Source organism: Akkermansia sp. JRP_AM1 (genome assembly GCF_049262625.1).
GTDB classification, from domain to species: Bacteria; Verrucomicrobiota; Verrucomicrobiia; order Verrucomicrobiales; family Akkermansiaceae; genus Akkermansia; species Akkermansia massiliensis.
In genome coordinates this window covers 750,078-762,930 of the sequence record NZ_CP118234.1, presented here as the reverse complement: position 1 = coordinate 762,930, position 12,853 = coordinate 750,078, and the positions used below count along the sequence as shown (strand labels likewise).

Here is a 12,853-nt window from a genome sequence, read left to right as displayed (position 1 = left end):
GGAAAAGGAAGGCGGCAAAGTATGTCCTCCGCTGAACGGAGGAGAGAGGTGGAAATGTCTTATCCGGTAAAGGTTGTCCGTTCCCGTGCGGGATATTTCCAGCAGTGTTCCGGAGCGCCCTCCGCGGAGACGGGCCGCCATCTGATTTACAGTCATGAATGTAGCCATTACGGGTTCCAGCGGATTTATAGGCAGCCACTTGTCCAGCCGTCTTGCGGTGTTCGGGCATCAGGTGACGCCTTTGTGGCGCTATCTGTTCACGCAGGACAGCGTGGATTGCCTGGCGGAGGCTCTGGCGGGATGCCGCGCTGTCATCAATCTGGCCGGGGCGCCCATCGACCGGCGGTGGACGGACGCTTACAAGCAGGAACTGGTGGAGAGCCGCATTATGACCACCCGCAAGCTGGTGGAAGCGGTCAATCGCCTGCACGAACCTCCGGAAGTGATGATTTCCACTTCCGCCGTCGGGTATTACAGCCCGGCCGGCGGCTGCCATGGCGAACAGGACGATCCGGCGGCGGATTCCTTTCTGGCGGAATTGTGCGTGGCCTGGGAAAAGGAGGCGGAACTGGTGAACGACTCCGTGCGGCTGGTCCGCACCCGGTTTGGCGTAGTCCTTTCCCCGGATGGGGAGCGCTCCCCAGAATGGTGCGCCCGGCCCGGTTCGGCATCACGGCGGCGGTAGGGAACCCGGACCATCCCTTTTCCTGGGTGGCGCTGGAGGACCTGGTGGATGCCCTGATTTTCATCATGGGGAAGGAGGACATTTCCGGCCCGGTCAATGTAACGGCTCCGGAACGCACCACCAACCGGGAATTTTACAAGGCTGCCGCAGAACATTTCCACACCCGCCTGTCCATCCATGTTCCGGACGCCGTCCTGCGCCTGCTGATGGGGGAAGCCTCCCAGGTGATTACCAACGGGCAGTGCGCCATTCCGGAGACGCTGATGCGGGAGGGATTTGAGTTTCAATATCCGGATATCCGCACCTTTTTTAACAAAGCATTCCCTGTCAAATCATGAGTATCATACAGACCATCGTTACTTCCCTGTTTCACGGCCATTCCGTCAAAACCGACCCCATGCCGGATTTCAATCTGGAACGTTATCTGGGGGAATGGCACGAAATCGCGCGCCTGGAAAATTGGTTTGAGCGCGGGCTTCGCAAGGTGCTTGCCCGGTATGACCATGGAGAGAACGGTACCATTTCCGTTACCAACAGCGGTTATGACGTCCGTACCGGGGAACGGAAGGAGGCTCATGCGAAGGCTGTGGTGGGAGACGCCCCCAATCATTTGAAAGTGTACTTCGTGCCGCTGGTGTACGGCCGGTATGAAGTGGCCTTTCTGGATGAGGATTACAGCCGCGCCGTGGTTTCCGGCGGTTCCCTGAATTACCTGTGGCTGCTGGCCCGGACGCCGCAGTTGAGGGATGAAGAGCTTCAGCCGATGCTCCATTGCGCGGAGGAACTGGGGTATGATACCTCCCAGCTGATTTACTCCAATTCCCTGGCTTCCACGGATAATGGCATTGGGCGGGATCTGTGAGGGATACCGTTCTTGAAATGGGAGTGCGGGGTAGGGATAACGGCTTTATGGAAGAGCCAAGCTCCTTTGTGGAAAAACGCCTCCGCTTCGCTTGGCAGTGAAGGCCGGGAGGCCTTCATTCCCAGGGATGTTTTTACCCAGTCCGGGGGAAGGCGTATTTTCTCCGTGTTTCCCGCTGGGCATCCGCCGGGAACAAGGGCCTTCCGGCCCTTGTAAAAAATGCCTCCGCTGTATTCCGGAACAGGTTCATCCATGAAGGCTGCCCGGCCGTAAAGCGGTTTCATGGCCCTTGTCAGGAATTTCCCGTAAGCGCCCCCATGGGCTCCTTCCTTTCTTCATTCTCCTGCTTTCAAGCTCTTCCCTCCAGCGGGCCCGTCTCCATGCACATAATTTAAAAAACGCAGCCATTCGTTGAAAAGCGCTTGCAATCGGGCGGCGGATGGCTATGTTCTCATTCATCCAAACATTGGATGTTTGGATGAATTACTTAAAGAAGGAGTAACAATGGATATTATTCATGACAACGCCGCTGATCTCAGCGCATTGAACGGCAAGACCGTTGCCGTGATTGGATATGGCGCCCAGGGCCGCGCCCAGGCACTTTGCATGCGTGACTCCGGTGTGAACGTGATTATCGGCGTTCGCCCCGGCAAGTCTTTTGACGCCGCCACCCAGGACGGGTTCCAGGTGATGACCGTAGCGGAAGCCGCGGACAAGGCGGACATCATCCACATTCTGCTGCCGGATGAAAGCCACGGCTCCGTGTATGAAGCTGAAATCAAGCCCCACCTGAAGGCCGGCAAGACGCTTTGCTGCTCCCACGGCTTTGCCTACGTGTTCAACACCATCGTCCCCCCGCGGACGTGGACGTGATCATGGTGGCTCCCAAGGGACCGGGCACGGAAGTGCGCCGCGTGTTTGAAGAAGGCTTCGGCTGCCCCGGCCTCATCGCCGTGCACCAGAATCCCTCCGGCAAGGCCCGCGACGTGGCTCTCGCCATGGCCAAGGCTGAGGGCCTGACCCGCGGCGGCGTGCTGGAATGCACCATGGCCCAGGAAACGTACGAAGACCTGTTCGGCGAACAGAACGTGCTGTGCGGCGGCCTGGTGGACCTGATGAAATACGGCTTTGAAACCCTGACGGAAGCCGGTTATCCGCCGGAAATGGCCTACTTTGAATGCGTGCATGAAGCCAAGCTCATCGTGGACCTGATTTACAACGGCGGCATCCAGAAAATGAACTCCGTGATTTCCAACACCGCTGAATTCGGCGAGTACTACAACGGCCCTCAGATTCTGCCCGCCGACGTGAAGGAACGCATGAAGGAATCTCTCAAGCGCATTGAATCCGGCAAGTTCGCCAAGGACTGGCTGGAAGAAGCCGCCAAGGGTGCTCCCAACCTCAAGGCCAAGCGCGAAGCCCTGGGCCAGCACCCGGTGGAAATCGTGGGCGCCAAGATTCGCAGCCTGTTTGAAAGAAACTAAGGTTTCTTTTACGTTGATTACGGGCCGTTCCGCCGTATCCCGGAGGAACGGCCCGGACACTCCCGGGCTTTCCGCGGAAGCCCGCTATTTTTTCAGTTTATGGACAATTCCTTGCCGGCCGTCAATGTGGAGAATGCCAGGGTATACCTGGGCGGCCACGAAATCCTGCACAATATTTCCTGGCAGGTGCAGCGCGGAGAACGCTGCTTCATCCTGGGCGCGAACGGCGCCGGAAAGACGACGCTGGTCAAGGTGCTGATGGGGTTTGCATGGCCTCTCTTCGGCGCCAGAGTACAGGTGCTGGGCAAGACCTTCGGGCACGTGAATCTGCTGGAACTGCGCAAGTCCATCGCGTGGGTGAGCCCGTTCATGCACAAATGGCTGGAGGACGGCGCCTGGAACGGGCGCGACATGGTGCTTTCCGGCCCTGACGGCACTATTGGCCTTCTGCGGGAGCCGACGCCGGAAGAGGAAGAGAAAGCCGCCGGGATCATGAAATCCCTGAAGGCGCAGCATTTGATGGACAGGCCCGTGGTGGCCATGTCTTCCGGAGAACAGGTCAAGGTGCTCATTGCACGGGCGCTGATGACGAACCCGGAGCTGATGATCCTGGACGAACCCAGCGTTTACCTGGACCTGGCGGGACGCGAATTTTTACTGAAAACCATTGAGGAACTGGCGGAGACGCGGCCTGACCTGACCATCGTGTTCATTACCCAGCGTATTGAAGACATCCTCCCCGTATTCAACCGCGGCATGATTTTAAAGTCCGGTGAGATCGTGGCCCACGGAAGCCGGGACGAGGTGTTGACGGAGGAAAATCTAAAGGACGCCTTTGAACTGGATATCCAGTTGATCAAGACGGAGAAGGGACGCCTCTGGACTGTTATTCGCTAACTTTTCATGAAGAAATCCAAGACAATGGAGTTGAAGAAGCCTGTAAGAGTGTCCCTGTCCCGCCAGGTGCTCACCGCCATGGAATCCATGATACGGTCCGGCAAGTGGAAGGTGGGGGACCGCATTCCCGCGGAGGCGGAACTGGCCCGGGCTTTTTCCGTCAGCCACAACACCATCCGCGAGGCCCTTCAATCCCTGATTCACATGGGGATGCTGGAGGCCCGGCCCGGCGACGGCACGTATGTGATGGCATCAGACCGCTTTGCCGTTGCGGTGAGTAACCGCCTCAAGGAATCCGAACTGCCCCAGATTCTGGAAGCGCGGCTGGCTTTGGAAAAGGAGATTGCGCGGCTGGCCGCCGTTAAAAGGACGGAGGAGGATTTGAAGGAGCTGGAAAGCGCCCTGAAGGACTGCCATGCCAGGGTAAGGCCGGGCATTGAGGACGACATGCTGTTTCACGCCGCCGTGGCCCGCGCCACGCATAACCCGGTGCTTGCGGAATTGTACAACGTGGTGATCCGCCATGTGCAGGAGAATCTGGAAGGCCTGCTGCAGGAGAAGCAGTATGACGCCGGGGCCATGAAGCTGCATGACGACCTGCTGGATGCCATCCGGCAGCGGGAGGCGGACACGGCGGAAAACATTATTGTGAAGATCGTGGAGTTTGATACGGTCAGCATAGGCGGCCAATTCAGCGCCTGATATTCGGGTGTTGGGATGCTTGAACCGGCAGTTTGTCCGGTAACCGGAACGTTCCGGCGTCCTCCGCATGGCGGAAGCCGCCGTTTTTTGCGGAAAAGAGAATGGCGTTCCGGGAAAAAGAGGGGAAATAGCTTGGTAATTCATGGAGTACGATTAGTATTTTCAACTTTTTCTTTACATCTTCAAATAAATAAATTACCCGGATAAGGCAACGATATGCCAACTTCCCCTCCTTACCATGTTGTCTCTATTTCAAATATGTTCTATCGGCCTGATATTGATGGGCCACTGGTTTGGCGCTTTTGCCCAGGCCGGAGAAGATGTTCCTGATGAAGTACAGGCGCTGGAAATAAAATCGGAAACGACGTTGTGTTCTGCCGATTTCTATATTGCCAAAGAGCAGGGAAAGGATGTGGATGAGAAGACGGACAAGGAGCGCAAAAAACTCGGCATGGGGGAAGATGTTTTGTTGACTTTGACCGGAAAGCCCAAGGGGGATGTTTCTCAGTTGCAGTGGAAGATTACCAAAGGAGAAGCTCTTGCCTCTCTTCCCGAAAAAACCGAGGGGCTCGAAGAGGTTACATTGACGGTGAATAAGAGAATACAAAAGAAGGGAGAGGTGGAAGTCACCGTCACCACGAGTGAAGGCCTGGAAAAAACCATTGCCTTTGAGATTCTTGTACCGACAAAGCTGACGGCAGTTGTTCCCGTCAAGGCCGATCTTCCCAGTGATCACGATATCATTATTGTGGCTGCTGATGTTAAATTGACGGTGGAACCTACGGAGGTGAATTTTGGAAATATCCAACTGATTGAACGCGATGGAGGATTGACCTATGTCATGCCGACCCCTCCTCCCGATCCGCAAAAACATGAAATAAAATTGGGCGTCCCGCATACGGAGCATGGATGCGATGACCCCAGGAGCATTGAACAAAATAATTCATTCATTGACCGGGTGATATATATGGCAAATTATAACGCCATACATGGAGCTAAGTTGCCGCAGGAATGGTTTTGGACTTGCGATTGGAAAGTCCATGATGGGAAAGGCGGCAAAGAGTCGACCAGTGACGATATCCTCAAAGTGGAAACCGTGGAGCAGAGGTTCAAGGTTGAGTATGTGAAATTCGAAGGAATGGATGGAGAATTTGAAGAAATCCAAATTGCCATCAGGAAATTCGGTCGCGCCATATCCTATGATTTATGCTATCATCTAATGAATTATGAATATGTTTGGAAATAATCCAATGAAAGTGTTTACCTTTCTTGCCATGCTATGCTGTATGGTAGGGCTGGGACATGCCCTGCCTTCCCCGGTGTGCCTGGACCCGTTTAAATCTCCCCCTGCGGAGCTGTCCGGCTTGCGGGAGAAGCTGGCGCAAGGGCGGCTGGGGGAGTTTTATACAGAGGCACGCTCCGTGCTGGGCCAATGCGCTTCTGTTAGCAATAAGCAGATCACGCGGGAGGAGCTGGCGTTGCAGCTCTGGCTGTTCTATTATATCGCGGAAACTCCCCTTTATCCCGCCGACTACGACAAGGCGACGCCGGAGAGCATTTTTGACAATAATGATCATGCCGTCAAACATGACATGTTTTCCTTCCTCTACGTGATGAGCCGTGACGCCTCTCCGATGGCGCGCCGCCTCCATCTCCGGGGCAAGACGCTGTCCGACTTGCTGGCCACTTATGCGGCTTCCATCTATGCGCAGTTCCGGAACCGTTACGATCCGGATTTGGAGGAGAAGCACGAGGCTCTGAAAAAATCGTTCGTTCCGTTAAACCGGAAGTATTTGGAAGAAGAACTCAAGAAACGTGATATCGTTTGCAATGTCAATCCCCAGTATTACGTCTTTCTCAACAAGCTGGCAGTAAACAATATCAGGAATAAAAGGTTAAAAAATTATATTTCCGTTCCCAGAATGAAGTATTTTGTGGAAATGCTGGTGAACCTGTTTCCGGGTCAAAGCGGGGCGGTAAAGAACTACCTCCGGATGGCGGGCTATGCGGACAAGGAAATCCCGGACTTGATCAACCGGACGGTGGGGCGTACTCCGGCCACGGAATTTTTGTACAAGGGAATGCCTAGGGATGCGCAGAAGGTAAAGCCGTGAAGCAGGACAAACGCTTAAGGACAGCAGTTTCCCAAGGCAGACGGAATTTCCTTTCCGGACAACTTAAAGCCGTCTATCCCTTATTCCCGGAAAAACGGTATTTTTGTGGAGGATGGAGAGACCGGTAACGCTGTGATTTTTATGCTTTTCTGAACATAAAAGTTTGTTAGAATTCCGGGCATGACTACCCCTGTTGAATTGAAGTGTCCGATGTGCGGCGCGTTGCTGGCGATGGAAGATGTGAATATGGCCACGGATATGGCTTTATGCCGCGCCTGCAACAAGATAAGCAGGTTTTCAGAGCTTGTTCAGGAGGAAAGGGATGAGGAAATCCTTGATTCCATTCCCCGGCGCATGAGCGTGACAAAAACGGCACGGGGATTGGAAGTAACGTACAGGAAGCCCAAGGGAGCCGGATTTTTCCTGTTGCTGTTTGCACTGATTTGGAATGCTATTACATACGCCGCCATATTTGTGATGATGGGGAAAATGGCCCATGAGAGTTTATTCGGGCAATTGTTCCTGATTCCTTTCGTTCTGGTCGGGTTCGGTACGTTTTTGGGCGCCGTTTATGTGTTGTTCGGCCGTATGACGCTGACCCTGTCGCCCGGAACGGGAGAGCTGTTCCGCGGGGTTGGGAGCCTGGGCCGCCGCCAGCAGTTTCTTCTGGCGAAGGATTCCCGCATTTCCATTGAGGCGAGTAATATACAGCAGAATAATAAGGTGCTGAACAAGATTGTAGTGGAACAACCGGACGGCAAGCCGTTCGAGTTCGGTACAGGTATTGCGGAGAAGGAAGCCCAGCAGTATGTGGCGGCCCTTCTGCGGCAGATGAGAGGGTAGGGCTGCTGTTCCGGAATTCCAGGAAAGGTGAAGGAATGACAGGGGGAGCCGGCCTTTATTGCCGCCGGATTGGAAACGCCTTGATGGAGCTGTTTCTCCGGCAGCAGGGGGGCGTCTGTCCGTGGGAGCGGCGCGGAAGGAAAGGCTTCGTATCCATTTCCGGGAAATAATTGGATGGGCAAATCGTCCTGTTTTTAGCAAATTCGTTGCTAAAGAGTCATGGATGCCGCTTGCAGGATTGCCCCGGAAATTTCAGAATTAATATTTTGATTGATATGGAAGGCAAGCCGCGTAAATTAAACTATGATGAAGAAAGCGCATCTATTGTTGATTCTGTGCAGTTTGCTTTGCGGGGCGGCGGGGGCGCAGAGCCGCCCGGCCACTCCGCCGAACATGGTGGTCATTCTGGCGGACGACCTGGGGTACGGGGATTTGGGCTGCACGGGGTCCAGGCAGATTAAAACGCCTTCCCTTGACCGGCTGGCGAAGGAGGGCGTGTTCTGCTCCCGGGCGTATGTAACGGCGCCGATGTGCTCCCCCTCCCGCATGGGGCTGCTGACGGGCCGTTTTCCGAAGCGCTACGGCATTACTACGAATCCCAATATCCAGGTGGATTACCTTCCGGAGTCCCATTACGGGCTGCCCCAGACGGAGAAGCTGATTCCGGAGTATTTGAAGCCTTGCGGGTACCGGAGCGCGGTGTTCGGCAAGTGGCATCTGGGCCACACGCAGGGGTATACGCCGCCGGAACGCGGCTTCACGCGCTGGTGGGGGTTCCTGGGAGGTTCCCGGTCTTATTTTCCCGTGAAGAAGGAGGCTGAAGGCCTGAATCCCTCCATGATTGTGTCCAATTTTACGGATAAGACGGATATTACCTACCTGACGGACGATATTACGGACAGGGCGGTTGAGTTCCTCCAGGAGTCCAACAAGGATAAAAAGCCGTTTTTCATGTTCGTTTCCTACAATGCTCCCCATTGGCCCAACGAAGCCAAACCGGAGGACATCGCCAAATTCAAGAACGTGCAGGACAGGGAGCGCCGGATTTATTGCGCCATGGTGTATGCGATGGACAAGGGAATAGGCCGCATTCTGGATGCCTTGAAGAAGAACGGTCTGGAAAAGGACACGATTGTCGTGTTCCTGTCGGACAACGGCGGCGCTCCGGAAGCGTCTTCCTGCAACGCTCCTTTCCGGGGTGCCAAGAGGCAGCATTTTGAGGGGGGCGTACGCGTGCCTTTCATCATCAGGTATCCGGCGGACAAGCGGCTGATTCCCGGAAGCGTCTGCAAGCAGCCCGTTTCCACCGTGGACCTGCTTCCGGCCCTGCTGAAGGCAAACGGACGTCAAATCCCCAAGAAACTGGACGGCATGGATATTCTGGAGCTGGTGGCGAACAGGGGAACGCCTGTTCCGCGCACGTTGTTCTGGTGCACGGATTATACGTCCGCCGTGCTGGACGGGGATATGAAGTACCTGCTGGTGCCGGACCGCGCTCCGCAGTTTTACAGCGTTACGGATGACCCCCAGGAGCAGAAGGATTTATATTTTTCCAGGCACCAGGATGCGGATTCCCTGGCCAGGAAGCTGGGAACGTACCTGACCACGACGCCCGCGTGCCGTTTCCCGGACAGCATCAGCTGGTCCGCCAAGCTGATGAGGGAGTACGACAAGGCCACCCCGGACAAACAGCCTGAATGAGGCCGCATTGGGTCTCGCCGGGGGCCCTGCGCTGCGGTCAATACGCAGCGGCGCCTGCCGGCAGGGTAGCGGGGATGCGGAACCGTCCCTTTCCGCCGCGCGGCATGGTTGCCATTCCCGTGGCTGCCCCTATCCCGCTGCGGATAACCGGGCTGGATGGAGGCCGGGTGGGATCAAACGCCCTGGTTTGGACTGGAACGTTCCGTTGACCGGTACGGGACATGGTTTTCATGGTCCCGTTTTTTCGTTAAAAAAGCGCCTTATTTCAGGCGCTTGGGTTCCGCGATGCGGAGGATATGTTCACCGGGAAGGGCCAGATTGCCCTTGTCCCGAGCAATCATTTCAAAATAATGGGGGTCCTGGGAAATCCAGATGAATTCGTTTTTAGCCTGTTCCATCTGCTCCCTGGATTTTTCCAGATGCGCCTGGAGGAAGGAACGTTCATGCTCCAGAGAGCGCAGGTCCTTCCATGGCTTGAAACACACCAGGGAAAGCAGCATGGTCAGGCACAAGGCCAGGACGATGGCAAAGAGGCGGAGAGCCCTCTGGACAATCAGGGCACGTTTCTCCCGGCGGATTTCAAGCTCCGCCAAGGTAAAACGATGGTAATAGCGGCGTCTCCAGAGCATTCTTTGCAGTTAAACAAAACATTTTTGATCATAAAATGTGGATTTTGCCACCATAAACTGCGTCATCTCCCAGCTCTTCTTCAATTCTAAGGAGCTGGTTGTATTTGGCCATGCGGTCGGAACGGCTCAGGGAGCCGGTTTTGATTTGCCCGGCATTGGTCGCTACGGCAATGTCCGCAATGGTGGCGTCTTCCGTTTCCCCGGAGCGGTGGGAGATGATGGCGGAGTATTTGTTGTCCTTGGCCAGTTCCACCGTGTCCAGCGTCTCCGTCAGGGAGCCGATCTGGTTGACCTTCACCAGCACGGCGTTCGCCACATGGCGGGAAATGCCCTGGTTCAGGAATTCCACGTTCGTTACGAAGAGGTCGTCCCCCACCAATTGGGTATTGTGGCCCATGGCTTTGGTGAGCTGTTCCCAGCCCAGCCAGTCGTTTTCCGCGCAGCCGTCCTCAATGGAGATGATGGGGTATTTTTTCTGGAGCTCCTGGTAGTAGGCCGTCAGTTCCTCCGCCGTTCTGCCGCGGCCGTCCGATTTCTTGAAGACGTACAGGTTCTGAGAAGGGTCGTAGAATTCGGAGGAAGCCACGTCCAGGGCAATGAAGATGTCCGTGCCCAGCGTGTAGCCGGCGCGTTTCACGGCCTGGGCGATGCATTCCAGGGCGTCATCAGCGGATTTCAGGGAAGGGGCAAAGCCGCCTTCATCCCCCACGGCGGTGGACAGGCCGCGGTCGTGCAGCACGTCCTTGAGCGCATGGAAGACTTCCGCGCCGTAGCGCAGGGCTTCCCGGAAGGTGGGCGCGCCCTTGGGCATGATCATGAATTCCTGGAAGTCAATGGGGGAGTCCGAATGAGCGCCTCCATTGATGATGTTCATCATCGGGACGGGAAGCACCTTGGCGTTCGGGCCGCCCAGGTATTTGAAGAGGGGAAGATTGAGCTGGATGGCGGCGGCCTTCGCCACGGCCAGGGAAACACCCAGGATGGCGTTGGCCCCCAGGCGGGACTTGTTGGGCGTGCCGTCCAGGTCGATCATGATTTTGTCAATGGCCGGCTGGAGGGTGGCATCGTGCCCGGAGACTTCCGGCGCGATGATCTTGTTGATGTTTTCCACGGCCTTGAGAACGCCCTTGCCGCCGTAGCGCTTGGCGTCCCCGTCCCTGAGCTCCCAGGCTTCATGCTCCCCGGTGGAGGCTCCGCTGGGGACGGATGCGCGTCCGATGGCTCCTCCGGCCAGGGCCACGTCCACTTCCACGGTGGGATTGCCCCGCGAATCGATAATTTCACGGCCGCGGACGTCGATGATTTCCAGTTCGTTCATGATCATAAGATTTTTTATTGTCTTTTTTGGACCATGGAACGGCTTTTTTCGTTCCAGGGAACCACGTCATGACCGTGAAAATTCCGGGTTCAAGCGCGAAACTGACGCAGAACGGCGGCGATGTATTCAAGAGTCTCCGGGTCTGAAATGCCGCCGGAAAAGTAAAACGGCCTTCCGGAAGGCTGGGGCACGGAGATGCGGCAATAGTCCGTCTTTTCCCCTCCCTTGCGCTCCATCATGATCGGGGCCTGCGCGGGAAGGAGAAAATCCCATGTGCTCCCCACCGGACCAATGCCCCGGAAAAGAGACGCTTTACCCGGTTCCACCCGGAGAACGGCTTTTCCCAGCATCATGTCAACGCAGAGGAAGATGATGAAGGCTTCCGTGACGGCAAAGAAGGTGGTGAAGACGGGCAGCGCGAAGTCCGTTTTCCCCGGCCCGAAGGACAGGAGGACGAGCACCAGGGTGATGATGCCCCAAACCACGGCCAGTCCCGTGTAAAGAAGTATTTTGGTAAAGGAATGCCTGTAGGTGAGCGTGACTTTTCCATGGGCGGATGTTACCGTCAGATGCCTGGAAGGGGCCGCAGGCACATCATGGAATTCATGTTCCCGGACCAGGGACGTCCAGGGGGTGGAAAGTCCGCAGCTGCTGCAGGTGACCGTGTCCCGGCGGTTGTCCACATCCGCCGCGGAAAAGGGAGTGCCGCATCCGGGACATTTGAATTGTTGAAGGCTGGAGGGCATAGGGGACGGCTTGCTGCCTGTCCGCAGGCTACCACAGAAGACGGGAAGCCGCCAATTCCTTTTTAGGCGCGTCTCCGGAAGGGCCTTCCAAGGGGGATTCCGCATGGGTTCCGCAGCCTCTCATACGGGAATTCCCCCTTGTGCGGCGCATAGCCTCCATGTAGGATGGCGCCCATGATTGAGAGCAGGCGGCAGTTGAGGGAAAGGATTGAGGCGTTGGCGGAACCGGAGTTTCAGAAGTTCTCCGCTTCCCTGATTCCCGGCGTCAACCGTCTGCTGGGCGTTCGCCTCCCCGTTCTCCGGAACCTTGCCCGCGAGGTGGCGGGGGGAATTGGCGGGAGCTGCTGGAAAATCCAGCCGTTGACCCGTATGCGGAGGAAGTGATGCTGGACGGCATGCTGATAGCGCTGGCGCGCATGGAGCCGGAAGAGCGCCTGGAACAGGTCGCGCGCTTCGTGCCCCGCATGGATAACTGGGCTGTCTGCGATACTTTCTGCACCAGCCTGAAGTTTTGTAAAAAGCATCCTGCCCTGGTCTGGGAGTTCATCCAGCCGTATTTAACGTCCGCACGGGTCTATGATGTCCGCTTTGCCGTGGTGATGATGCTGGCCCATTTCATTACGGAGGATTACGTGGAGCAGGTGCTGGCCCTGCTGGATGGCGTGCGGCATGAGGATTATTACGTGGGCATGGCGGTGGCCTGGGCGGTTTCCGTCTGTTACGTGAAGTTCCCGGCATTGACGCTGGAGTATTTGAGGAATTCGTCCCTGTCCGATTTCACTTACAACAGGGCCTTGCAAAAAATTATTGAATCCCTGCGTGTTAGCCGGGAAGACAAGAGTTTGATGCGGAGCATGAAACGCAAATAGGCA

The 12,853-nt window shown here is 56.1% G+C and carries 12 protein-coding genes and 2 pseudogenes; 11 read left to right on the top strand and 3 right to left on the bottom strand.

Features of this window, described 5'->3' with window-relative positions; translation table 11 throughout:
• Positions 1–154 precede the first annotated feature (154 nt).
• From PVA48_RS03535 to PVA48_RS03490, 10 genes and pseudogenes are all read left to right on the top strand, one after another.
• Complete coding sequence (locus PVA48_RS03535; protein ID WP_423232237.1) at positions 155–685, top strand: NAD-dependent epimerase/dehydratase family protein; 531 nt, start codon at positions 155–157, stop codon at positions 683–685.
• Entirely contained in the window at positions 646–1,023 is a 378-nt protein-coding gene (locus PVA48_RS03530) for a DUF1731 domain-containing protein (protein WP_423232236.1), read from the top strand. The genes PVA48_RS03535 and PVA48_RS03530 overlap by 40 nt, the downstream gene beginning before the upstream one ends.
• Positions 1,020–1,547, top strand: a complete 528-nt coding sequence (locus tag PVA48_RS03525) for a lipocalin family protein (RefSeq protein WP_022398149.1) — start codon at positions 1,020–1,022, stop codon at positions 1,545–1,547. Before PVA48_RS03530 ends, PVA48_RS03525 begins: the two co-directional genes overlap by 4 nt.
• Positions 1,548–2,051: 504 nt before the next feature.
• A pseudogene (gene ilvC / locus PVA48_RS03520) lies at positions 2,052–3,031 on the top strand (ketol-acid reductoisomerase).
• A gap of 99 nt (positions 3,032–3,130) precedes the next feature.
• On the top strand, positions 3,131–3,928 hold the full coding sequence (locus PVA48_RS03515) for an ABC transporter ATP-binding protein (protein ID WP_022398147.1): 798 nt from the start codon (positions 3,131–3,133) through the stop codon (positions 3,926–3,928).
• A gap of 6 nt (positions 3,929–3,934) precedes the next feature.
• Entirely contained in the window at positions 3,935–4,630 is a 696-nt protein-coding gene (locus tag PVA48_RS03510; RefSeq protein ID WP_022398146.1) for a FadR/GntR family transcriptional regulator, read from the top strand.
• Positions 4,631–4,868: 238 nt separating this feature from the next.
• A complete protein-coding gene (locus PVA48_RS03505) occupies positions 4,869–5,876 on the top strand; it encodes a hypothetical protein (protein WP_102728678.1) in 1,008 nt (335 codons plus the stop codon).
• A 4-nt stretch (positions 5,877–5,880) separates the two neighbouring features.
• Positions 5,881–6,744: a hypothetical protein gene (locus PVA48_RS03500; protein WP_146019518.1), complete on the top strand. Its 864-nt coding sequence runs from the start codon at positions 5,881–5,883 to the stop codon at positions 6,742–6,744.
• A 180-nt stretch (positions 6,745–6,924) separates the two neighbouring features.
• Positions 6,925–7,587: a hypothetical protein gene (locus PVA48_RS03495; protein WP_022398143.1), complete on the top strand. Its 663-nt coding sequence runs from the start codon at positions 6,925–6,927 to the stop codon at positions 7,585–7,587.
• A 303-nt stretch (positions 7,588–7,890) separates the two neighbouring features.
• Positions 7,891–9,288 (top strand): sulfatase-like hydrolase/transferase, encoded by a 1,398-nt coding sequence (locus PVA48_RS03490; protein ID WP_102728680.1) that lies wholly within the window; start codon positions 7,891–7,893, stop codon positions 9,286–9,288.
• Positions 9,289–9,548: 260 nt separating this feature from the next.
• On the opposite strand, the gene PVA48_RS03485 is transcribed toward PVA48_RS03490, so the two are convergent.
• From PVA48_RS03485 to PVA48_RS03475, 3 genes are all read right to left on the bottom strand, one after another.
• Complete coding sequence (locus PVA48_RS03485; protein ID WP_022197005.1) at positions 9,549–9,917, bottom strand: FtsB family cell division protein; 369 nt, start codon at positions 9,915–9,917, stop codon at positions 9,549–9,551.
• A 28-nt stretch (positions 9,918–9,945) separates the two neighbouring features.
• On the bottom strand, positions 9,946–11,235 hold the full coding sequence (eno, locus tag PVA48_RS03480) for a phosphopyruvate hydratase (RefSeq protein WP_102721326.1): 1,290 nt from the start codon (positions 11,233–11,235) through the stop codon (positions 9,946–9,948).
• Positions 11,236–11,324: 89 nt separating this feature from the next.
• A complete protein-coding gene (locus PVA48_RS03475) occupies positions 11,325–12,086 on the bottom strand; it encodes a hypothetical protein (RefSeq protein ID WP_146024275.1) in 762 nt (253 codons plus the stop codon).
• A 69-nt stretch (positions 12,087–12,155) separates the two neighbouring features.
• Between PVA48_RS03475 and PVA48_RS03470 the strand changes: the two are divergent.
• Positions 12,156–12,850: pseudogene (locus PVA48_RS03470) on the top strand (DNA alkylation repair protein).
• Positions 12,851–12,853 lie beyond the last annotated feature (3 nt).